The sequence below is a fragment of the Pseudocolwellia sp. AS88 genome, assembly GCF_030551755.1.
Taxonomy (GTDB): Bacteria; Pseudomonadota; Gammaproteobacteria; order Enterobacterales; family Alteromonadaceae; genus Pseudocolwellia.
The window spans coordinates 15,144-38,438 of the sequence record NZ_JAUPEC010000016.1 but is presented as its reverse complement, the minus strand read 5'-3'; the positions used below and the strand labels follow the sequence as shown (position 1 = coordinate 38,438).

Annotated in this window: 23 protein-coding genes; 4 read left to right on the top strand and 19 right to left on the bottom strand. The window is 35.9% G+C overall.

Features of this window, described 5'->3' with window-relative positions; all coding sequences use genetic code 11:
* Positions 1-206: 206 nt before the first annotated feature.
* The 7 genes from Q5N69_RS12135 to Q5N69_RS12105 form a co-directional block, all read right to left on the bottom strand.
* Complete coding sequence (locus tag Q5N69_RS12135; protein ID WP_304369206.1) at positions 207-539, bottom strand: YkgJ family cysteine cluster protein; 333 nt, start codon at positions 537-539, stop codon at positions 207-209.
* A 157-nt stretch (positions 540-696) separates the two neighbouring features.
* The gene (locus tag Q5N69_RS12130) at positions 697-1,353 is read right to left on the bottom strand and encodes a PEP-CTERM sorting domain-containing protein (RefSeq protein ID WP_304369205.1); all 657 of its coding nucleotides are present in this window, start codon (positions 1,351-1,353) and stop codon (positions 697-699) included.
* A gap of 265 nt (positions 1,354-1,618) precedes the next feature.
* The gene (locus Q5N69_RS12125; RefSeq protein ID WP_304369204.1) at positions 1,619-2,020 is read right to left on the bottom strand and encodes an MAPEG family protein; all 402 of its coding nucleotides are present in this window, start codon (positions 2,018-2,020) and stop codon (positions 1,619-1,621) included.
* 243 nt (positions 2,021-2,263) lie between these two features.
* The gene (locus tag Q5N69_RS12120; RefSeq protein WP_304369203.1) at positions 2,264-2,740 is read right to left on the bottom strand and encodes a hypothetical protein; all 477 of its coding nucleotides are present in this window, start codon (positions 2,738-2,740) and stop codon (positions 2,264-2,266) included.
* A gap of 69 nt (positions 2,741-2,809) precedes the next feature.
* Positions 2,810-3,886, bottom strand: a complete 1,077-nt coding sequence (locus Q5N69_RS12115; protein WP_304369202.1) for a YHYH protein — start codon at positions 3,884-3,886, stop codon at positions 2,810-2,812.
* A 226-nt stretch (positions 3,887-4,112) separates the two neighbouring features.
* Complete coding sequence (locus Q5N69_RS12110) at positions 4,113-4,532, bottom strand: hypothetical protein (protein ID WP_304369201.1); 420 nt, start codon at positions 4,530-4,532, stop codon at positions 4,113-4,115.
* A 267-nt stretch (positions 4,533-4,799) separates the two neighbouring features.
* Positions 4,800-5,096, bottom strand: a complete 297-nt coding sequence (locus Q5N69_RS12105; RefSeq protein ID WP_304369200.1) for a YceK/YidQ family lipoprotein — start codon at positions 5,094-5,096, stop codon at positions 4,800-4,802.
* A gap of 225 nt (positions 5,097-5,321) precedes the next feature.
* Here Q5N69_RS12105 and Q5N69_RS12100 point away from each other — a divergent pair, with 225 nt between their 5' ends.
* The gene (locus Q5N69_RS12100; RefSeq protein WP_304369199.1) at positions 5,322-5,498 is read left to right on the top strand and encodes a DUF6435 family protein; all 177 of its coding nucleotides are present in this window, start codon (positions 5,322-5,324) and stop codon (positions 5,496-5,498) included.
* Positions 5,499-5,669: 171 nt separating this feature from the next.
* On the opposite strand, the gene Q5N69_RS12095 is transcribed toward Q5N69_RS12100, so the two are convergent.
* Complete coding sequence (locus Q5N69_RS12095) at positions 5,670-6,155, bottom strand: mechanosensitive ion channel family protein (RefSeq protein WP_304369198.1); 486 nt, start codon at positions 6,153-6,155, stop codon at positions 5,670-5,672.
* 508 nt (positions 6,156-6,663) lie between these two features.
* Here Q5N69_RS12095 and Q5N69_RS12090 point away from each other — a divergent pair.
* Entirely contained in the window at positions 6,664-8,724 is a 2,061-nt protein-coding gene (locus Q5N69_RS12090; protein WP_304369197.1) for an alkaline phosphatase PhoX, read from the top strand.
* Between the two features lie 81 nt (positions 8,725-8,805).
* Positions 8,806-10,518, top strand: coding sequence for a hypothetical protein (locus Q5N69_RS12085; RefSeq protein WP_304369196.1), 1,713 nt, complete (start codon positions 8,806-8,808; stop codon positions 10,516-10,518).
* A gap of 130 nt (positions 10,519-10,648) precedes the next feature.
* On the opposite strand, the gene Q5N69_RS12080 is transcribed toward Q5N69_RS12085, so the two are convergent.
* Both Q5N69_RS12080 and speG read right to left on the bottom strand, forming a co-directional pair.
* Positions 10,649-11,581 carry a TIGR01777 family oxidoreductase gene (locus Q5N69_RS12080; RefSeq protein WP_304369195.1) on the bottom strand — a complete coding sequence of 311 codons (933 nt, stop codon included), beginning with the start codon at positions 11,579-11,581 and terminating at the stop codon, positions 10,649-10,651.
* Positions 11,582-11,615: 34 nt separating this feature from the next.
* Entirely contained in the window at positions 11,616-12,155 is a 540-nt protein-coding gene (gene speG / locus Q5N69_RS12075; RefSeq protein WP_304369194.1) for a spermidine N1-acetyltransferase, read from the bottom strand.
* A 514-nt stretch (positions 12,156-12,669) separates the two neighbouring features.
* Here speG and argJ point away from each other — a divergent pair.
* Positions 12,670-13,929, top strand: coding sequence for a bifunctional glutamate N-acetyltransferase/amino-acid acetyltransferase ArgJ (gene argJ / locus Q5N69_RS12070; protein ID WP_304369193.1), 1,260 nt, complete (start codon positions 12,670-12,672; stop codon positions 13,927-13,929).
* A gap of 117 nt (positions 13,930-14,046) precedes the next feature.
* Here the strand turns inward: argJ and Q5N69_RS12065 are convergent, their stop codons facing one another.
* From Q5N69_RS12065 to Q5N69_RS12025, 9 genes are all read right to left on the bottom strand, one after another.
* Positions 14,047-14,496 carry an SMI1/KNR4 family protein gene (locus Q5N69_RS12065; RefSeq protein ID WP_304369192.1) on the bottom strand — a complete coding sequence of 150 codons (450 nt, stop codon included), beginning with the start codon at positions 14,494-14,496 and terminating at the stop codon, positions 14,047-14,049.
* A gap of 56 nt (positions 14,497-14,552) precedes the next feature.
* Positions 14,553-15,800: an MFS transporter gene (locus Q5N69_RS12060; RefSeq protein ID WP_304369191.1), complete on the bottom strand. Its 1,248-nt coding sequence runs from the start codon at positions 15,798-15,800 to the stop codon at positions 14,553-14,555.
* A 574-nt stretch (positions 15,801-16,374) separates the two neighbouring features.
* Positions 16,375-16,956, bottom strand: coding sequence for a hypothetical protein (locus Q5N69_RS12055; protein ID WP_304369190.1), 582 nt, complete (start codon positions 16,954-16,956; stop codon positions 16,375-16,377).
* Between the two features lie 123 nt (positions 16,957-17,079).
* Positions 17,080-17,883, bottom strand: a complete 804-nt coding sequence (locus Q5N69_RS12050; protein WP_304369189.1) for a sterol desaturase family protein — start codon at positions 17,881-17,883, stop codon at positions 17,080-17,082.
* The gene (locus Q5N69_RS12045) at positions 17,876-18,580 is read right to left on the bottom strand and encodes a CDP-alcohol phosphatidyltransferase family protein (RefSeq protein ID WP_304369188.1); all 705 of its coding nucleotides are present in this window, start codon (positions 18,578-18,580) and stop codon (positions 17,876-17,878) included. The genes Q5N69_RS12050 and Q5N69_RS12045 overlap by 8 nt, the downstream gene beginning before the upstream one ends.
* Positions 18,581-18,667: 87 nt before the next feature.
* The gene (locus tag Q5N69_RS12040; RefSeq protein ID WP_304369187.1) at positions 18,668-19,306 is read right to left on the bottom strand and encodes an ATP-binding cassette domain-containing protein; all 639 of its coding nucleotides are present in this window, start codon (positions 19,304-19,306) and stop codon (positions 18,668-18,670) included.
* Positions 19,307-19,316: 10 nt separating this feature from the next.
* Positions 19,317-21,005 carry an ABC transporter permease gene (locus Q5N69_RS12035; protein ID WP_304369267.1) on the bottom strand — a complete coding sequence of 563 codons (1,689 nt, stop codon included), beginning with the start codon at positions 21,003-21,005 and terminating at the stop codon, positions 19,317-19,319.
* 113 nt (positions 21,006-21,118) lie between these two features.
* Positions 21,119-22,447, bottom strand: coding sequence for an ABC transporter substrate-binding protein (locus Q5N69_RS12030; protein WP_304369186.1), 1,329 nt, complete (start codon positions 22,445-22,447; stop codon positions 21,119-21,121).
* Positions 22,434-23,288, bottom strand: a complete 855-nt coding sequence (locus Q5N69_RS12025; RefSeq protein ID WP_304369266.1) for a DUF547 domain-containing protein — start codon at positions 23,286-23,288, stop codon at positions 22,434-22,436. Before Q5N69_RS12025 ends, Q5N69_RS12030 begins: the two co-directional genes overlap by 14 nt.
* Positions 23,289-23,295 lie beyond the last annotated feature (7 nt).

Sequence of the window (23,295 nt, the reverse complement as noted above, 5' to 3'; positions counted from 1 at the left end):
TACCGTATAAAAGTTTATAGCTCAATTGAAATAAAGATAAACTTGACTGAAATTCACAGAGTTGGGTTAAAACAAACGACAGCAAGTAATTTCAAAACTGTTTAGGATGCAGGCAGATAAACTGATGTTAGGTGATAACTATAGAAAGTGAAGGAGTAACAATACAAATAATGTAATGCAGTAGTTAGATGGTGTAATTTAAAGAGTTAATCAACATAAACAACAGGAATTGCTCGTTCATTTTCACACTCATACGAACCCATTTCAAATTCACGACAAGTCCAAGGTCTATTCTCATAAATAGTACACATAGACGTTTCACGATCTAAAGCTGAACAATAACCATCATCTAAGCGGAGCATCGTTTCACCGCCCCACTCATCATGTGCAATGTGTTCTTCGGGAACACCGGTGTCTGAAATTATCATCACTTCTAATCTGCAACAACAAGCTTGGCAAGTTGCACAGGTAATATCAGGATTCAAATCGTCACTGCTGCTAAGCTCTGAGTGTGTTATTTCAATGATTTTTTCAGACATAGGTTACATAAATCGTGGTTAATGGCGCATGGTAACTTACCTGAATTAGATAACATAATAATATTCGTAATAACGAGTATTAAATCTAATAAGTTAAGTACAAATAAAAAAGGCTGATCAAATTGATCAGCCTTCCATAAAACAATTCGAAAATGATTTATTTCATTTTTCTTCTAGCAGCTACTAAACCAAATACACTCAAGCCAAATAAAGCTAAAGTTCCAGGTTCAGGTACTGCAAAAGCTGCTGGACCATTTGAAACAGCAACAACACTAATATCATCTAAAAAGTTACCGTAGGTATTTCTTTGTTGGCTAATAGAAGTAAATGTTAAAGTAGCAAATTCATCATCAGCAACAAAACTATTAGTGAATATACTCCACTCACCAACAATATGGTCATCTAAAACTGAAGTTAGATTGTCTACACTAACGCTGAAACTTTCGTTACTAGCAGTACCTGAACCTAATCGTGCGCTATAAGCAAAAAATAGTTCGTATGTTTGACCTATTTCAGTAGCAAATGTTTGAGATATAGACCAAGCTCCGTTATTTCTACCGGCAGCTGCAAGTTCAGCATGATAATCACCTTGGTAAGAATCGATTCCTAACGTGCCCCATAATTCGATATTACTTCCGTCCCAGCCATTAACATCATCAGAGCTATAGAAACTCCAACCGTTACCACCGCCTAAAGCAGAACCAGTAGACTCTTCAAAACTTCCATTGACTATCAGGTTAGCATTGACAGTAGCGGCACAAAACACAGACACAATAGAACCTAAAACAATATTTCTTAAAACTTTAATACTCATAAAACTCTCCCTTATAGGATGATACAACAATATGATTTATACATTGGACTCAATAAAGCATTTTTGATGCCAACTTTATTAAGTTATTGGTTTTAAGTTATTAGAATTCCAAAAAGATAAAACCAGAAAATTAAGTGTAAATTTTATCGACGTAAAACGGTTAACAAAAACTCAAACATGGCAGTTAAGAGTAGTATAGATTAAATAAATTGCTCGATTCTTATTCTAAAAATAGTTAAATAGTTCACTTAAAGAAGCAAAAGCTTTAAATTTGATTGATAAATAGAATGAGCCACAAACCTAAAACAAACATTAACCCAGCCCAAAATGACAGCATACGATGAATTATATAGTTATAAGTAAGATGAATATAAGAATGTACCATTCGCGATATAACAAATAACCAAGAAAAAACGACAGCTACATCACTCTCAATACCTAAACTAATATATAAGCAGCACACAACATAAAATAAAACAGGCACTTCAAATTGATTGTTAAAATTACGAGAGGTTTTTGTTACTATTTCAGGAACATTCCCACCATCCATTAGCTTAAAATACTTAGCACTTACCTCTCCACTTTTTACACTAGCAAATCTAACTTTAACGGTAATAAAACCTACAACAAAAGTTAACAACACCATTAAAAACATCGGATATAACAAAGACCTCTCCTTAACAAACAAATCGTGATACATAATATGTAATTCAATTTACAGAAATAAGTTAGAAATAACTATTAACTTATTTAATAAGGAATAGACATGCGAAGATAAAGGTAATCCTTGATTAATATAAGTTCAAAAACTAAATATGGTCTCTGTTATTTTTCATCATTAACTATTTCAACAGGATCATCCCTGTTAGATTATCAGTGGCTGTTTAGTAAAGTATTTAGTTTTTTATTTTTATATCTCAGCAGTAAAGTCATTCGCCTTGTTTAAAATGTATGACTTTTTATCTTTACCTAATCGATGAACAAATAGCTTTGTTGTGTGTCTGTATATATCATTAACTGCCCCATTAATTAACTGAACAGCTTTGGCTGTATTCGGTATTTGAATTTTTTTAAAAGCGATAGAAGTTTCATGGCCTAAAGTGACCTTGCCATCACCTAAACTAATACTTTCCCCCTTAACCTTAATTTGCAAAGTACTACCTATATGTTTAAGTAATTGTTCATTAAACTCCTCAGGCGTAGTGTACGGGGTGTCAGCAAAGTGTATTTTTACTTCTTTTCTAAAAGCATCAAGTGATGAAGTAAGGTGTAAATTCCACGTATTATTTTCTTTTTCTGTTAACACAATCACTGAATAGTCAAAACCGTGAGCATTAACGCCTGACGAAAACCATAATAAAACAAACAGCAAAAAAGCATTTTTCATAAAATTAGTTCCAATAAATTTAAGATAAATAAAAAGCCAGTATTCATAAATACTGGCTCCAGCTATAAATTACTGTGGAGGACCACCGCCACCTGGGCCGCCCTGCTCATCACTATCATCTTCAGCCCAAGCACCGTAAAAACAATCTAAGAACTCGTTACTCTCTAAAGACAACACGTGATAATGATAACCTCGGGTTTCATCTTCATGTCCTCTACACGTATCAAGATCAGTAGCTTCATTACCATCAGCATCTAATTTAGCAAAAAGACCATGTCCATCTAATGCATAACCAATCATGGCTGAATGCCCATCAGTTTGCTCAATGCGATTAACCATTCCAGTATCACCATGGTAGTGATAACCCAAACTGTTATTTACATGTCCTCCAGCATCATCTACCGGTGCAATTTGATATCCAGCTAAAATAATATCGATATCTGCTGGGTGATCAAACCTAACACCATTAAACGCTAAGCCACGAACAGATGGACCATATTCAACACCTTGAACTTCTAACGTAGGTCCATCACTTAATTCAACAGGTTCAGCTTGTTTAACAGGAGTAATAGGGATCAAATATGACACTTCAGTACTCACCCACTCAGGTAAACATTGTGCACACATATTGGTAAATTCATCTTCAATATTTGGATCAGCACCAAGTTCGCATTGTTCAGCAGTTTCCATTCGACGAACACTACCGTCGTCCTCATACATCTTAAAACCAGGATCATCATAAAATACCGCTAAATTTTGGATAAATGGCCCATCTAAATCATGTATTTCGCCTTTATCAAACCAAAGGCCGCCCTTTTCTGCTGTATCGTAAATAGTTTCAGGACACCAAGGTCCCATATCATGTTCAGTAGCTATATGATTTGACGTAATTTGATAACACAAAGTTTCGCTGCCGTCGGTTAATGTACAAGAAACGGTATCAACACTTACGTTATCACTATTTAAAAACAGCGTAGCATCAACATCTAACACAACAGGTGTTGTATCGTTGCCCGTTTCTTCTGTTGTAGTATCTTCGGTAATCGTTTCATCAGCTGCAGTCGCATCATCACTCGTACTAGAACCACAAGCACCTAAAATTAAACTAAACGAAATAGCCGCTATTTTTATGATTGTGTTATTCACACAACTCTCCTCAATCAAATGGGTTATGTATAAATGAACAAACAACAGACTCAATTACACTTTGCTAAAACGACTAGGCATTTGTTAGTTTTATTAACGCCTAGTAACCACAGCAATATACCGTAACGAATTGAAAAGAATGTGCAGGAAATAAGGAAACAATGAGGAAGTTAAAGAGTTCAGAGATATAGGTATGAAGTAATTAAATTTAAATGAATAGAAGTCTTTATAAGTTTGCCCATTGTTGTCTCAAACCAATCAAATGAATAATGCCAAATATCAAACAAATAATTGAACTCCAAACCCAAAATTCAGGTGTGCGTCCCATAGGTGATTTTATTAAAAACAAACCAAGGACTCCACGTGCTAGGTAAATGAAGGTAATTAAAGAAAGTGCTACACGAATGAATGGAAGTTTCGCGATAACACCAGCAGCAGAAAAAGCATAAAGTGACCACAAAGAAAGAACCACAATAATGAAACTCGTGATTATTGTTGGTTGAATGCTACCTTTTTCAGCCAATATAGCCATCCCTTCACCTGCACCAAAAAAACGATACCAATGAGCGCCAAAATATATACAACCTAAGTGCAACACGGCAACAATTGCACTTAATGTACCAGCAATAATTAAATAAATATTCATACAACAACTTTTGAGTGGAATAACAATAAAGGATTACTCTAACTAACCTGAGCTCGGCTTAATATATTATTCTCTAACAGCTACTTTTACTTTCTTCATCGTTAAATTTACTTGCAATAGGCTAGCTATTGACGCGAAATTTGCCTTGAAGAAAGAAAAACTATCAAGTTAGAATATGAGTTGAATTTTATTAGTAATTATTTCAATGGTTTAAAAACATCTTAAACCGAGTTCAGGTTAACTAATTATTATGTAAATCTTATGTGGTTAAACACATTCATTATCATGAAACGTAGTAAACTTTCGTTCTACTTTAGGTGTAACGATAAGATCTATGGGTAATAAAACGGTATCTAATAAGAATGAAAATGGCATATCAAGCACAACAAATGGAAAATTCATCATTGCATAATTCATTGAATTAACGGTACGGCATGGAAAGTTTTTAACTGCATCCTCAGTACCACTATATGGGTGACCAAATGTAATGTGATGAGTTGTTACAGTGGAGCAAGAAAACGTGAATAAACACATTATTATACTAATTGATTTTTGATATTTCATTGGACTCCTGTAAGAATTAAACCCGCCTTTCCAATTGCGTGAGGTATCTTCCTGATAAATTTAATAAATCAAGATTACTCGATTAATTATTAAATTACAAAGCGTTGTTCTAACATTTTTAGAACACTTCCTATCCAACCTCAGCAAAAATCACAAATATAGTAATCCTTTATCTCGCCAGCTACGTATAATTAGGTAACTAAAAAAATATCTAAGTGAGATCTCATGTTTTCTATTTTCAAATCCGATCCGATCAAAAAACTAAACAAAAGTTATGAAGCTAAATTAGAACAAGCGATGCAGTCGCAACGTAATGGTGATATTAAAACCTATTCAGAATTAACATATGAAGCTGAACAGATATTAAATAAAATTAAAGAGATCGAAAGCAAGCAAAGCTAATCTGATATATACCAGAGTAACCTCTATTAAATAGCCTCTTTAACACTAGCTAAAATAAGTAGTGTTTGAACTACCATTCACCGTAGCCTTCGTATCGAATAAGCGTTTAAATTGTTTGAAAAGATAAAGCTCTAGCGATTGCTAGAGCTTTATAGAATTAAGATATAATGTTTAAGCTTTTTCTGCTGGCACTTCTGGGTCTACAATCGAAACTTTGTTGTTCAGCAGTATTGAATTGGGCACTAAGTGGGTAACACCGTCACTTTTTACAGTAATGTACCGTAAGTTCAAATCAACTACTGTACCTTTTGAACCTGTAATTTCAATTTTATTCCCTATTTTTATTGGCTTATAAATAACGATCATAATACCTGACACTAAGTTAGATATTGCGTCCTTTAAAGCTAAACCTAAAGCAAAGCCGGTTAAACCTAATCCTGCAACTAATGCAGCAACATCAAATCCTAGTTTAGAAAGTGCTAAAACAACGCCGATAAAGATCAAAATTGCACGTTGTGAATTCGATATTAAACGGAATGATTCACGTACACTTGCATCAAACTTTGATTCAATTCTTTTTAGTATTTTATCGATGATGATTGACGCAATAAAAAACACAGCAAATATTAATATGGCTTGAACTATATTTTCATTCATTTGTAAAACTCACATAATAAAAAAAACAGCGCCAGCAAGTGGCATAATTAAAGGTAAATTAGCTATTTTGAGGTGATCTTATTTACTCATTTTTAAGCATTAAATACTCTTTATTTTTTTCGCCTTAATTATTCTTAATATCATGAATATAATAACGGCGCGTACATATACGCCAGCTTTAATTAAAAGACAAGAAATAACATGAATACCGTTATAAATAGTCGTCATGTAAATACCCTACTCTCCTTTTTAATGGGCTGTATAAATTGCGCCATCGATCACCACACTTCTAATAATCATCTTTTACTTAAAAATAAGTCGATTAATACAAGGTTCAAATTTCTGTAACAGAAACATCACATTAGCTCTCTAGTCTATGCACCAAATTATGACTAACCCGTTACATTAATATCTCCTGTGATATTAGGTCGGTCTTGGTTTTTCATAAGCACTCAGTGCAAAGAATTATAAATAACAATAATCCAATTATATGAGAGGACACACACTAATGATGACTGAATCAAAATTATCTAAATCAATAAGAGCGGTACTAATCAGCGCACCAATTATATTACTTGCAGCCTGTGGTGATGACGGAAAAGATGGTGTTGATGGCGTTGCGGGAACAGACGGTTTATCTTCTTTAACTAAAGTAGAAACTATTACAGCAACAGATGCTTGTCCCAATGGTGCAACAACGTTACATGCAGGTATAGATACGAACGCTAACGGTGAATTAGACGATTCAGAAATTCAATCTTCTTCTACTGTATGTTCAGCTGAAGATGCAACATCACAAATGATAGCATCAACAGCAAGAATCAAATTTGAAAGTGTTGAAGCTCCTTCTACTAACTACGACAAGCGTCAAATATTAGTAGGTAATGCAAAAGTAGTAGATGGAACAACAGAAACACCACTTAACGTTAGCTACCATACACTGGCTCGTTCTGGCGATATGTTTGACGATGTAGCTTTTGGTCAGTTAATTAACAGCGAAGGTCAGCCGTTATACTCAGAAGATGGTGCTCGTAAAATCTCTAACTCAAACGAATATACCTCATTACTACCTGTTGGCGACCGTTTGTTCTCAGTATCACAAATCGAATCTCGTCCTGGTGCTATGTTCATGATGGAACTAGACCAAAACAAAAGTAACGGTGAGTTAAACGTTAAGAAAATGTGGCAACTTGATATGTCTGGTGTAGACGGTGGTTGGGTACATTGTGCAGGCTCTGTAACACCTTGGAACACACATCTAGCTTCTGAAGAATATGAACCAAATGCTCGCTCTTTAGTTACTGGTGCTGATGCATTAGCAAATAGTGGAACTGCAGCATTCTTAGAATATTTTGATAACGACGAATCAAAATGGAATGCTTACCAATTAGGTTGGCCTATCGAAGTTGCTGTAGATGGCTCTGAAGCAACTCCAGAAGCAACATTAACTAAACATTACTCTGTTGGCCGTATGGCATTCGAACTAGCTTATGTAATGCCAGATCAAAAAACTACATACATGACAGATGACGGTACTAACGTTGGTTTATACATGTACATTGCTGATACAGCTGGTGATTTAAGTGCTGGTACTCTGTATGCAATGAAATGGAATCAAACAAGTGCTGAAGGTCAAGGTGCTGCTGATTTAACATGGATAGATTTAGGCCATGCAACTGACGCTGAAATTAAACCTTATGTTTCAGGCGATAGCCAAGTTGCTTTCACTGATATTTTTGAAACAGCTGACCCAGTTGATGGTGTTTGTCCTGACGGTTTCACTTCAATCAACCAAGGCGGTATTGGTCAAGAATGTTTGAAAGTAAAAACAGGTATGGAAAAAATAGCGTCTCGTCTAGAAACACGTCGCTATGCTGCATTAATGGGTGCAACAACAGAGCTACGTAAAGAAGAAGGCATTACCTTTGATGAAACGCGTAACAAACTCTACTTAGCTATGTCTGAAATTGGTCGTGGTATGGAAGATTTTAAGAGTAGTGGTAACGCAAGTAACTCTTACGACTTAGGTGGCAGTAACGATATAAAACTTTCTGGTTACAATACCTGTGGCGGTGTTTATCAGTTAGATGTAGCGGGTAACACAACTATGGGTTCTGATTACGTAGCTACCAATATCTCAGGCTTAATTCAAGGTATTCCTGCTGTAGATAGTTGGGGCACCGCTACAGATGTAGTTGCTAACGCAGACGTGTTTAACAACGGTATGAACAACTGTAATATCGACGGTATAGCTAACCCTGATAACGTCACTTACATGAGTGGTCACGACCAATTAATTATTGGTGAAGATACTGGTAGTGGACATCAAAACGATGTTATCTGGGCTTTAGACTTAAGTGATAACACTATGGCTCGTATTCAAACTACGCCATACGGTTCAGAAACTACATCACCTTACTGGTACCCGAACATTAATGGTTGGGCATACTTAACAAGTGTTGTGCAACATCCATACGGTGAGTCTGATGGTGATAAGAGCACAGATACTGGTGAAGATCGTGCTTACACTGGTTATGTTGGTCCTTTCCCTGCTCAAAAATCAGAATAAATGACCATTCATTTAAATCAATAAGTTGAAATACCAAGGGGACTATTTGTCCCCTTTATTGCGTTACCGGAGATGTAAATCATGTTTTTTTCTACTCGACACCTTTTAGAGCATAAACGTTCGCTGCTCACTTTATCTTTAATAAGCTTATGTTTCTCTGCTCATGCCGAGCACCTTGATTTGAACAAAGATATGTTCGTAAATAGATTGAGTCACCCTACTCCTTATATTCCAGCACAATGCTATGTAAATCCAGTGGTGAGTAAAGGTGAAAATGGACAAATTAATGAAGTAGCCAATGCTTGTTATGCATGTCATACCAACAGTAAAGGTCCGAATGTACTTAACGATATTGACTCACAAGTTGAATATAACTTCCCTGAAGCTGGCATGCATAATCCTTGGGATAACCTATTTTCTGATAATCGTGAAAAAGTAAAACAGATATCTGATGAAGATATTATGGCGTATGTAAAACAAGATAATTACTTTGATGCCGACGGTAACATTATCCTCAATGAACGCTTAAGAAACCAAGCAAGTACCTTTGACTCGAACGGTAATGATCAATGGGATGGTTACAAAGCCGATATTTACTTTAATTTTGACAACAAAGGCTTTGATCATAAGCCAGATGGCAGCTTTACTGGATGGCGCAGTTACGCTTATTACCCATTAGTTGGAGGTTTTATGCCAACTAACGGAGCAACAGACGATGTTAGTATTCGTTTAGCCGATCCTTTGCGTAAAAATAAACAAGGTGAATTCGACCAAGAAATTTACACCATCAACTTAGCTATTGTTGAAGCGCTAATTTTAGAGAAAGATATTCCTATCAGCCCAGCTGACGAAACGAAGTTGGGTGTAGATTTAAATAAAGATGGTGAATTAACCACGGCAAGCTTAATAAAATATGATTGGGCACCTTTACAGCAACGCTTCATGAGTTATGTAGGTGAGGCTGCTGACCTACTGAAACAAGGTAAATTACACCTTGCTGCAAAAATGTTTCCTGAAGGAACAGAGTTTGTTCACTCTGTTCGTTATCTAGATATAGACGAGAATGACCAAGTGACTATGGCGCCTCGTATGAAAGAACTACGTTATGCTAAAAAACGAGCTTGGAAAACTTACTACGATTTTGAAGTGATCAGCGAAGACGAAATTAAAGAACGTCACGACTTTCCCGATCGTACTAAACAAATAAGAGGCTCAGCTGAAGAAGGTGTTCGTGTACTTCAAGGTTGGACTTACCAAGGTTTCATTGAAGATCAACAAGGCGACTTACGTCCACAAACATATGAAGAGCAAGCATCATGTACAGGCTGTCATAGTGCTACGGGTATATTGATGGACACTAATATTTCATTTTATCGCAAAATGCCAACCAGCAGCTTTCAACAAGGTTGGTACCATTGGGAGCAACGCTCGATGCATGGCACACCTGAACCTAAGCGAGAAAGTGATGGCGAATACGAATACTCTTATTATTTGAAAAACAACCCAACAGGTGATGAATTCAGATCAAACCAAGAAGTTAAGGAACGCTTTTTTGATAAAAAAGGTAAACCAAGAGCTGAAATGTTTGAACGTTTACATAATGATATTTCATTACTCATGTTGCCATCTAAAGAACGTGCTATCGCGTTAAACAAAGCTTATAAAGTCATTGTAGAAGCTCAAAGTTATATTAAAGGTAAAACACCGTTACTTAAGCCATTAACTGATGAAGTGTTTAAAGATATTGAACCAGGGCAAGAAACAGGCATAACTAATCCACTGAGTGCATTTTAGTCGGTAATAGATTGCTAAGTAATATAACAAAGCCACTCGTTTGAGTGGCTTTTTCATTATCCAATTAATCATAATAATTAATGTATAGCAAAATAAGTACTAAACAGTGATACACTTAACTAGTAGGCGACTAAGAAACAATATCAACTAAAGCTGCATCCAGTTTTGGATATTTAAATACATAACCTGTAGCTAAAGCCTTTGCAGGAATTATCTTCTTACCAGCTAATAGCAATTCTTCACCCATATTACCCATTAAAAGCTTTATCACAAAAGCTGGCATTGGCAAAACAGTTGGACGATTCAACGCTTTACCTAAAGATTGAGAAAAGTCAGCATTAGTCTTAGGTTCAGGTGCAGTGCCATTAATAGCACCTTTAACTTCTTCATTAACAATACAATGTAAAATGATACCCACTAAATCATCAAGATGGATCCAAGACATCCACTGTTTACCTGAACCTATTTTCCCTCCTAAACCAAGCTTAAACGGTGGCAACATTTTACTTAACGCCCCACCATTTTTACCTAATACAACTCCCGTACGTAGCAAGCAAGTTCTAATGCCTAATGTTTCAGCTTCTACAGCTAAAGCCTCCCATTGCTGACATAGCTCACTAGAAAAACTGTTATCACCTGAGCCATACTCATCAATACTTTCATTACTTTCTGCTATACCGTAATAACCAATAGCTGAGCCACTAATAAATAACTTAGGTTTGTGTTCTGTCTCATTAAAATATTCAATCAGGCTTGAAGTAGTGTCTAAGCGACTATTTAAAATCTCTTGTTTCCTAACATTACTCCAACGTTTATCTGCAATGGGCTCGCCCGCTAAATTGATAACAGCATCAAACACTTCTTCTTTTTTAATCTTTTGAAGAGAAGATATGAATTTTACACTGCCTTTACTGCTTTCATCACTTACCACATTAACTTTGGCTGCACTTTTAGCTTTTTCAGGATGACGAGTTACCACAACAAGCCGATGGTGTTGTTTATGTAAAACACTACATAGCTTTGTTCCAATAAAACCTGTACCGCCTGTAATTAATATATTCATACATTCCCTTCAATTACTTCGCTAATAATTAGCATTATGGGTTAATTTCTTTGGCTTTTTGTCTGGCAAAGTATTCGTCCTGTAAAATATACATACGCTTAGCGTCTTTATATTCGCCATTAATAAAAAACTCCTTAACAAAGTGCCCTTCTTCAACAAAGCCACAATCTTTATATAAATGAATGGCTTTTTCGTTGTCTATTGCCACAAGCAAATACACTTTAAACAAATTCAATATAGAAAAAGAATAATCTAACGCTTTATAAATTAAACTTCTTGCGTAACCTTTACCTTGATGTTCAGTATTAATAATAATTTGAAACTCCGCTCGACTGTGTATGTAGTCAATTTCAATTAACTCAACTAAACCAATAAGTTCTTTCTTATCATTTTCTACAATAAATCGACGCTCTGCATTGTCATGTATATGTCGATTGTATAACTCTTCTAATTCATCAAATGATTCATAGGGCTCTTCAAACCAGTAAGACATAATTTTACGGTTGTTATTCAGGTTATGAATAAAACGTAAATCACTGCGTTCAAGTGCTCTTAAAAATAATTGATCTTGCATACTTAACTAACCTTATAAAAAGCTTACAAATTGAAAATTATTAACACATTACCATTAAATACTTATGTCCAGCTGATACGTTAAAATTTGTGATTCAGTAGGTTTAAATGGCGCGACAATATAATCCTAAAATATACCTTACGCTACATATTTTAATGTTTAAATATCAATTAATTTTTGGTTATTTGTTAACCTAATCAATTTGCTTTTCATTATCGCTTTATCATTTTGTTCTAGTTAAAGTATAGACATTTATTCGCTTGCTACCCTTAACATTCGATTGTTAATTTAATTAGCATTTTGTCGACTAACTACAATACGAAAACATTAACAATTAAGATCAGTTTATGTTTTTCTGTATTTACGTTTATTTAATGCTCAATTTAAACATTTCTAAAGTAAGTCAGTTGTTTATATTGTATTTAATGAAATAGCATTAGAATAGTTTTTGCATAGAAACCCATTAAAGCGTAATATTTACCTACTTTTTTTCCTGCTATTATTAAACTCTTCTATGCCTGTAAATTTACCTGAAATTAACCCTGCTCTACTCACACCTATTCAAGGCATACGCCTAGGCTGGGCTGAATCGAATATAAAAACACTAAACCGTAAAGATTTATTAGTTTTTGAAATTGCCGAAGGCAGTTCAGTATCTGGTGTTTTTACCCAAAATCGCTTTTGTGCTGCACCCGTTACTCTATGTAAAAAGCATTTAGCCGCAGTAAAAAATAACGATGTATCCCAAATAAAAGCTTTAGTTGTTAATACGGGTAATGCTAATGCTGGTACAGGTGAAAAAGGCATGTTAGATGCTTTAACTACGTGCTCAACCTTAGCTGATATTATGAATATTCCAGCAGAGTCTATATTACCGTTTTCAACGGGTGTAATTTTAGAGCATTTACCTATGGATAAACTGCTAGCAGGTTTACCGCATGCCGTTAATAATTTAACGTCAGACAACTGGGCTGATGCTGCTACCGCAATTATGACAACAGATATAGCGCCAAAAGCTTATTCTACAAAAGTTACTTTAGCTGGTGATGAAGTTGTTATAACAGGCATTTCAAAAGGCGCTGGCATGATCCACCCGAATATGGCGACCATGCTGGGTTATGTTGCGACTGACGCAAATATTTCACAATCATTATTAGATGAAATGACAAAAGAAATTGCTGATTTGTCTTTCAACTGTATTTCTGTAGATGGCGACACATCAACAAACGACTCTTTTATCATTATCGCTACAGGTAAAAGTTCTGCTCCGGCTATAACAAGTAGAAATGATGCAGGCTTTAAAGAAGTGTTTACTGCCCTGCTTGAAACTTCTCAATATTTAGCTAAAGCCATCATTCGTGATGGTGAAGGTGCAACAAAATTTATTACAGTAAATGTTAATGGCGCTTTAAGCCTTGATGAAGCTAAAACTATAGGTTTTTCTATTGGTAAAAGCCCGTTAGTTAAAACCGCAATGTTCGCTTCAGATCCTAACTTAGGTCGCGTACTTGCCGCCATTGGTTATGCATCCAGAGAATGTAAATCATTAGAAGATTTAGACACAACTAAATTGGAATTATATTTTGGTGATGTTTTAGTGGCTGAAAAAGGCGGACGAGCTGAAAGTTATCAAGAAGAACAAGGCCAAGCAATCATGAATGAAGCTGAGATAGAAATCACAGTGCAACTTCATCGCGGTGAAGCGGATGCTACCATTTGGACCTGTGACTTTAGTTACGACTACGTAAAAATTAACGCTGAATATAGAACCTAGCTTTAAAGAAACACTTTGCTAGTTCAACTTAATTTTTAATAGAAATGGTATTTAATAGTAAATACCATTTCTATGTTTTACTCACTTTAAATTAAAAGATCTTTAAAAGAAAACACTTTAGTTTTTATTAAAAGCTTGTAACCACTGTATAAACGAATCAGACACTTTCTCAACGCTAAACGCTGAGCGATCAAAAAACCAAACAGCAGTATCATCTTGTTCCACTAAACAATCAGCAAGCTTAAAACAAAACATATTACCGCTGGCATCAGAAGCAAATAAAATATGGCCTTTTTCCATACCACTCATTTCATAAAGAGGAGATAGGGAAGCAACATCTTCCAAACTCAAAAAATCATGTACCTGACCTAGCTTAGTATCTAAATCAATAACTTTGCTCATTACATTTGGCGAACGGACGAGTCCATAAGTGCTCAATAAATACTTATAAGCATTAGGAAATACACAACCCATTTGTGACTCAAGTTCAGTAATATCAACTGAACTTTGTGGCGACATAGCATTCTTGCCAGCCCAAGCTTCTATAAAAGCATCTATGTTCTTCACGGGTAAATTCCTAAGTTATAAAAAAGTAAGGGGTAATAAGGTAAAACAAAAAAATCTTATTTTATCTGATCAGCACGGGTATAAAATCGAAGTGTCGCTAATAAGCATAATGCACAAACTGCGGTAATAGCTGAAACAATTGGAAAACCAAAAGCTTGAGCCAAAGCACCCACCGCAATAGCACTAACCGCTGGAACGCCCATCGCCATCATTGACCAAAAACTTAACACTCGTCCTCTGTATGCATCATCTACCATTAACTGAGCTAACGCTTGCGCGCCAGTACCTGCAACAGTGGTCATCAGGCTTAATACAAAGATCAGAACACAAAATTGATACAAACCACTAAGAAATTGAATAGAAATTAGCGATACAGCGGCAAACATCAAACAATAATTCACCAATTTAATAAGTCGTTTAGGTGCACCACTTTGTCGGCTAACTAATAAACCACCTGCAATGGATCCTGCGCCAGCAATAGCACTCAGTGTAGCTAATGTTTCTGCATTTCCTTGCAGTAATTGCCCCGAAAATGCAGGCAATAATTCCATAATAGTTCGACCTAACAAACCATTGATAAAAGTGAAACAAAGGATCAAACGAATAATAGGATGTGCTGCTGCGTAAACAAAGCCCTCTATTAACTCATTAAAAAAACTCGACGACCGTTCACGCTTTAATGGTTCAACACCTTTAATACTGATCAATGAAGGTATTGATGCTAAACAAAAACAACTGGCTACATAAAATGCCACAGATTCAGAATATGAAGCAACTAACCAAGCCCCAATAGCTGGGCCAATGATTCGTGACGTATTAAATAACATGGCGCCATAACCTATTGCACTTGGTAAAGCATCACGTGGAATTAATCGAGGAACTAAAGCTAAACGGATCGGTTGATGTGCTGACGTAACAACGCCAAGCAAAACAGCTATCACCATCAATAAAGGTAAATTAAGAATGTCTAAGCCATGAGATATACCAGCAAAAGATGCGATTACGCCTTGCGAAAGTACAGTTACAATTAATCCGTTACGAGGATTAATGCGATCAGATATTATTCCAAATACTGGTGAAAACAAAAACGTGGGTAACAACATGGCTGCGGCAACAACACCTACCCAAAATGCTGAGTGAGTTAATTGCCAAGCGGTCCACCCTACCAAAAACCTTACGATCCATACCGCTAAAGTTGCAAAACAACTCGCTGGAAAATATCGACGATACATAGGTTCTGAAAAAGCAGAACGATGCTGACTTGCGTTATTATGTGTATTGTCTTTAATTTGATTGGATGGCAATGCCTAAACCTTAAATTTGAATGGGTTATGTAAAATTGTATTAATGATTGCTGAAAATAATTTTATTTATGTACTTATTAGAGAAATAGAAACACATTCAAATTTAACACTCTTTACAATAAAGGGTTATGACGAAAATCAAGTGAAATAAATCATGTTAAATAAGTAACCTCAGCTTGGAATAAGCAAAGTTACTCAATAAGCTATTTTTAAGCCTAACATCGTTGTATTCGTTACCAATAGCCAGCTATTGGGTACACAAATCCGTCTTGCTAGGCATAAAACTATCAATATTGAGTCATCATATTACATGTAAAGTACTCTGATGGTTCTTTAATCTATTGATAAATAATTATTTTTATTGAATGTTATGACATTCATTATCCCGAGTTGAGGTTAAGTACATTATTAATATTGGTTAATACATAACACTCATATTAATGGAGGCGGATTATACATTGAATTTGTGACAAAAGTTTAGTTCAAATACTCTGTAAAGTTATATTTAAGGCAATAATAAGTGACTACAGCATTAAGTAAAATAAAGTCGCTTGAATAAGGTAAGCTCAGGCAATCACCTTTCTACTTGGAGGGTCACGTCAGCGATTCCTTGAGTATCTAAAATACTGACCAACTTATTTATACCGTCTTCCTCATAAGTGAACATAATGCTGTCTCTGATGTTGATTCTATTGTGTTCACTTGGAATTTTACTTTGATAATATTGAACCATAGCATTACTTGTTAGAGGTGAAATGTAATTCAGTGTAATAACACCAAGGGACGCGGTATCTGTAATTTCTTTTTTTAAAGCAGTTGGATGAATTGGCATACTGTAAAAATCGTCAACATTCACGTTAGTATTAATACCGGCATTAGTAGCGACATTACTACTTGCGCTCTTACTAACATTAACTCCATCGATAATAGCATCACCGGGTTTTACTGTTTGGCTATTCTTGCTTTGAGATGATGTTGGGATATTCACATCTTGAATTTTTAACGTGATATCTTGGCAAGGGAAATCTTGAATTTCTAGTCGACCTTCTGATGTCTTGCAATGATATATCTTAGTAGCCGATGCTTTAGGCGGCAAGAGTAAGACTAAAGATATTATTAACGAAGATAACGTTAAGAAAAGTCCATTTTTATACATTTAAGTACCTATAAATTACAGTGTTGAGAAGCTAAAGATCTACAATGTACAATCACTTCCTGTTAATAGCCGTAAATTAACCTAAAGAGTTGAACTTTCAAAGGTATAAATACATAAAGTGTCTTATTTTTTAAAAGGCATAGCTAACAAGCCCAAAATTGAGGCATTTTGTTTCTCTTGTGGATATTGTACTAAACCAATATCAAGTTCAGTATCACTTTTAATCGCTTCACTTCTATAACTGCCAAAGAGCTTATCCCACCAAATAACACTAAAACCATAGTTAGAGTTCGTTTCTTTAACCACTTGGCTATGATGGATACGATGTAAAATCTGGGTCATTAATAATAAACGTAATGGCTTCTCTATAGCTTGAGGTAAGCGTATGTTTGCATGATTAAACAAAGCTAAACCGTTTAAAGCTATCTCAAAAATCAATACGGCAATGGCAGGAACACCCAACGCCGTAACAACAAGCAATTTGATCAGAATACTTAATACAATTTCAATGGGATGAAAACGTAAACCAGTGCTTGTGTCTACGTGTGCATCGGCGTGATGAACTCGGTGTAAACGCCATAACACAGGAACTACATGGAACATTCTATGTTGCCAATAAATCACAATGTCTAATATTAATAAGCTTAGTACTATGGTTAACCAACCGGGTATGTTTGTATCTATATAAAATGCTTGGTTAAACAAGCCAATAGTGTTTTCTGTGTTATACAGGGCTACCGCTGTTAAACCAACAGGTATAGTTAATCGCGCAAGTACAGACGAAGCGAATACTAATCCGAAATTAGCCGTCCAACGTTTAGCTTTTATAATGGGAGATGTTCGAGCTGGCTTTTGCCATTCAAGTAACATCATAATAATGAGCACGCTAAAAAAACAGCCTAATCGCCACCATACTTCGTTAGTCATTTTTAACCTCATTATCTGCAACAGGGTTCATATCTGAATTTGAATGACTTTCTAGTAAACTTTGACTTTCTTTTAACGACGCTTCTTGTGCTTTTAGTGTGTTATAGCCACCATGTATACGGGTAAAAATAGTGATCATACACGCTAGCGAAAATATTAACGCTAACCAATGAAACGATTGCGGCCAGATACAAAACGCAATAAATAAAGCTATAGTTTCAGTACCCTCAGTTAAGCCATTTAAATAATAAAAACTTTTATATTTAAACTGTGGTTTATCAATTTTGAATCTCTCAGCAGCAATCGCAAAAGCTAAAAAGCTTGAACCTGTACCAATAAAAGTCGCAAGTAAAATAGCTCCGGCAATGCCATTTAATTCAGGATCTGCAAAAATAAAACCCAACGGAATCGCAGCATAAAAGAGAAAGTCTAAGGTAATATCTAAAAACCCACCGGCACTTGAACTTTGGTTCGCATAACGAGCAAGAGCACCATCTAAACCATCTAATATACGATTAATTACAATAGCCGCTAGTGCCCAGTACCATAACTGAAAGGCTAACAAGGGTACGGCTAACATGCCGACTAAAAAACCATAAAAAGTGAGTTGATCAGCAGTAATATTGCGTTTGTGCAATAAGCTAACAACAGGTGTTAACAAAGGCTTTATAACGGGAGTGATATATTTATCTAACATACAACTTACTCTGGCTTGGTTTAAATTGGTTTAATTTAGCTTAATTGGGTTTAATTTGTCTTATTAACTTAATGGTGAAAATACAGCTTAAGCCAATTTACTTAAAGTGATAATTTTGCCAACGGCAGCTTCCGCATCACTGTGATCATGAGTCACCATAATTGCAGGAAGTTTATGATATCTGATTTGTTCAAACACTAGTTGACGTGTATCTTCACGTAATTGTGAATCTAATTTACTAAAAGGTTCATCAAGCAAAATGGCTTTAGGTTCGCTCAATAATACTCTTAATAAGGCTACACGAGCTTGTTGACCACCAGAAAGATTATCAGGATGACGATCAGCTAAACCTTTCAAACCAACTTGTTCGAGAGCCGCATCAATTTTTTCAAGACGTTGCTTTTTATTACCTGGTGGCATCGCAAAAGCTATATTGCCCGCTACAGATAAATGAGAAAACAGTAAAGCGTCTTGATACAAAACCCCAACATGACGCTGATGTGCTGGTGTAAAGGTAATGTTTGAGTCATTTAGCCACACTTCCCCATCGGCATGAAACCCCGAAGGAAGAGATCCCGTAAGCCAGTTCAGTAAACTCGATTTACCACTGCCTGACGGTCCCATTAATGTGAGGATTTCACCACCATTAACTTGCTCGTTCAAACTGAGTAACAACTCGTTATGACGAAACAGTTGTAAATTTTTTATATGTAAAGATGACTGCATTTAAAAACCTTTAACGGTGTGCTGTTTTATAAATAAACTTAGGTAATACCCATGCTAGTATAAAACCAATAAGGGGTAATAACATTTGCATAAGTGCATAAACAGCACTCGTTCGTCGACTAGCGCCATTAGCTAACGTAATAGCTTCGGTAGTAATAGTTGTTATACGACCACCTCCAGCTAACAAGGTTGGTAGATATTGACCAAAACTTATTGCTAAACCTAACGCCGCTGCAATTAAAATAGGAGCAAATAACTGTGGAAGCTTTACTTTTAAGAACACTTTACATGGTTTAGTGCCTAAGCTAGCAGCTACAATTGCGAAGCGAGAGTCTAATTGCCTGTAACTACTCGCTAATGATAAAAACACATAAGGTAAAACAAACAACAAATGAGCAATAATCACGTTAATATAACTGATAAAGCTCACTTGAACAGCTAACAACTGCTGAATCCATACAAGCCCGAATAAAAAGGCAATACTAGGCACAAGCAAAGGAATGTAAATAATTAAGCTCGTAAAGCGTGATAATAACTTACCTTTAATTTGTTCAGACTCTAAACACAGCAAGGTTAACGAAATAGCAATTAATGTTGTGATAATACCGATAAAAAGCGTATTAAATAAAGGCTCTCCTACTTGCATTGCAGCACTTTGCCAATGTAGCAAGGTAAACGAATCAGGTAACGCTGTAGGGAAACGCCAAAAGCCTGCTATTGACCAAAACACCAAACCAAGTAATGCCAAACCAATAAACACAATAACCGACACAGTAACTACACCAGTAATAGTTTGCCAGTAAGCACCGCCGTATTCACGTCTGCCATTGGTTAACGATTCACAAAATAAACATTTAACCAGTTTCTCACCTAAAAGCCATAAAGCTAATAAACCACCTGTTAAGGCTAATTGGAGTAAAGCCCCTGCTGATGCTTTAATTCGTAGGTTCAAATCAACATCGTTGAACCATTGCATAATAGCCACAGCAAGTGTTGGTGGAGTATTTGGTCCTAATATAAGCGGCATTTCTACACTTGAACTCGCATAAGCTAATACAGCTAACAGCGGTAAACGTAATAAGGGATATAAACTAGGCAAAATAACTTTAAAAAAGGCAGTCATAGGACAATAACCTAAGTTTAGCGCCACTTTATGTTGTGAACGTAATTTCTTACCTAATTCAGGTTGAGCTAATGCGCCTAAAGCCATTAATAATAAAAATGGTAGTTCTTTAAGGGTTAAGCCTAAAATAATACTGATGCCATAAGGATCGTGTGGAAAAATCCCATTAGGCGCCAATTCCCAACCACTTAGCCAAGGAGAAAACAAACGAGAAATCATACCCGATGGCGCAATTAAAAAGCCAACAGCAATGGCTGCCGCAGCATGAGGAATAACCAAAATAGGACTTAATATTTGTTGAATACGATCTAACCAAACACTATTAAAAAATGCAGCCAAAATCATTAAGGTAACCACAAAAGCAAGTAACGTACTCACTAAACCTGTAGCGATACTTAGGCCGATCATTTGACCGAAACCCGAAGTTTGCCAAAGTGCATTAAAACCCTGAAAGCCAAAATCATATTGGCTGAGTGCTGGCGCCCAACCAAAAGCAGGAAGTAAAACACCAATTAATCCGCCAAATACAGGCACAATTAATAAAAGCAGTAAAAATTTAGGACTGAATTTCACCATACGAGTAAACCAATCGGTTGAATGGTTTAACTGACTTCCGCTTTGGCTATTGTTTTTACCTTTGCTTTTAGGGATAACTGCCTTATCTATACTGTTCTTATTTTGTATATTTGTCATGGAGCAACTCCATAACGTTGTTGCCAACCTAAAGTAATGTCTTCAACCCAGCTTGGATGAGGTTCACTGAGTGTTCGAGTAATACTATTAAACGACAACGCACTTGGGTGTGATGTTTGAGTTTTGAATAAGTTTTTTTGGGGTGCAGTTAACCTAGAGGCAATAAGTACAGTTTTATCACCCCACACTTCTGCTTGTTGTTTATAAGCTTGAGCTTCTGGGCTTAGTAAAAAATTTGCGACTAATTGAGCACTTTCAGCATGACTAGCGTTATAAGGAATACCAACAAAATGTGTATTACTTAAACTACCGTCAGCCATAGCGTAACTTCTAATACTTTGAGGTAAGTCGAAACGTTTAACAGCAGCAGGAATTTCAGGACCTGAAAATGTGAAGGCTAAACTTAACTCGGTATCATCCACTAAACGACGCATTTCCAAGCCTGTTTGCATAAAGTGTTTACCCTTACGCCATAAATTAGGATGCAACTCATCTAGAAAAATCCATAAAGGTTGTAAAACTTCCGTTATATTTTCCGGTGTTGCTGGCGCATAAAGAGCATCTTGATAGCTGTGAACATGTTGATCTTTTGATTGCAGACCATTTGAAGCAATTAGACTCTCTTGATGTAATACCACCAGAGCATACTTTAAAAAACTTAAACCTAAAAAGTCAGGTGGTTTAGGGTAACTAAATCGCCCTGGGTTTTGTTGTGTCCACGTAACTAACTCATTCAAGTTTTGTGGTGGTGTTAATGTAGCCATTCTATCGTAATAAAATGTCATTGATGCCTGTCCCCACGGAGACTCCATACCTAAAGTTGGAACACCAAAATCTAACGTAACGGCGGGATTATTATCTGGATCTGTAAATTTAAAATTAGGTAATTGATCAGCCCAACCTTTTAATAACAAAGAATGTTGAGCCATAGTAGAAAAATTAGCACCGTTGATCCAAACTAAATCAACATTGCCTTGAGAATGATTGTTCGCTGATTTTTCAGCTAATACACGACTTACCGCTTCGCTGGTATCGCTAAGTTTTACGTGTTGTAAATTGATTTGATATTTTGCTTTAACTTGCTGAGCGACCCATTGAATATAAGCATTGATTTGAGCGTCGCCACCCCAAGCATGAAAGTAAACTGGTTGCTTAACGCCGTGAGTTTCAATGTTTTTCCATTGTACTGATTGTTCATTGTCGTGAACATCAGCAGCAACAGCACTGTTCATTATTAATACATAAAGTAAGCTTATTAAAACGCAAAACGCGACACAATAAAAATTGCGTCGCGTATTGTGTTGCAAAGATTTAATGCTGTGCATTCAAATCCCAATCGTAATCTAAAAATTCTATATCCATTTTACCATTAGTTAGCGCTTTTTGCTGATCGGGTGTCAAATTCAGTTCAGCAGAATACTGCAGCATAAACTGCTCTAAAGTGTCTGTATTCTTGTAACCCTTTTCAAAATCAACTCTATACCATTTAAAAATAGACGAAACACTTAACGTATCACCTTTGGCAAAATTACGCGTACTATCCGCTAGAAAACGAACTGTTTGCTCTTCAAGCTGTTGCTCTAATTTATCAGCAGTATAAGCTTCCTCACGTAATGCAGGGCAACCAATACTTGCGCAATTTACAGCAAAATGAATACGGTGATCTGGATATACCGCTTTACCTTCGCTATCTACAGCACCACGAATTAAATCATGCTCTAGGTTATCTAAACTACGTTTTTCACCTAATAATGAAACAAACTTTTTACTCCATGGCGAGCTAAAAAAGCTACCTAAGTCTTTAATTGAATCTATACCAGGGTAATTAGTAACAATAAGATCTACAGTCCACGCATTATAAGCGTTAATTAAAAAAGCTAATTGCTTAGACTTTTCCCATGAATCAAATTCACTTTGCGTTACAACACTTAAAGTATCTAAATATACTTTAAGTTCGCTGTATTGTTTTTTCATTGACGCATAATCAACTGCGGTACTGTGACCATTATTTATCGCTACAACATTTTGATTAAGTAAAGTGTTCCAAGACTCATGCATATTGCTAGCTTCAGTCGCTGCTTGCGCAGTAACGATAGATGATGCAAGTAATGCAGTAGTTAACATTAAAGCATTAAGTCCTGACTTTAAACGTGTCGATGAAAACATATTTATC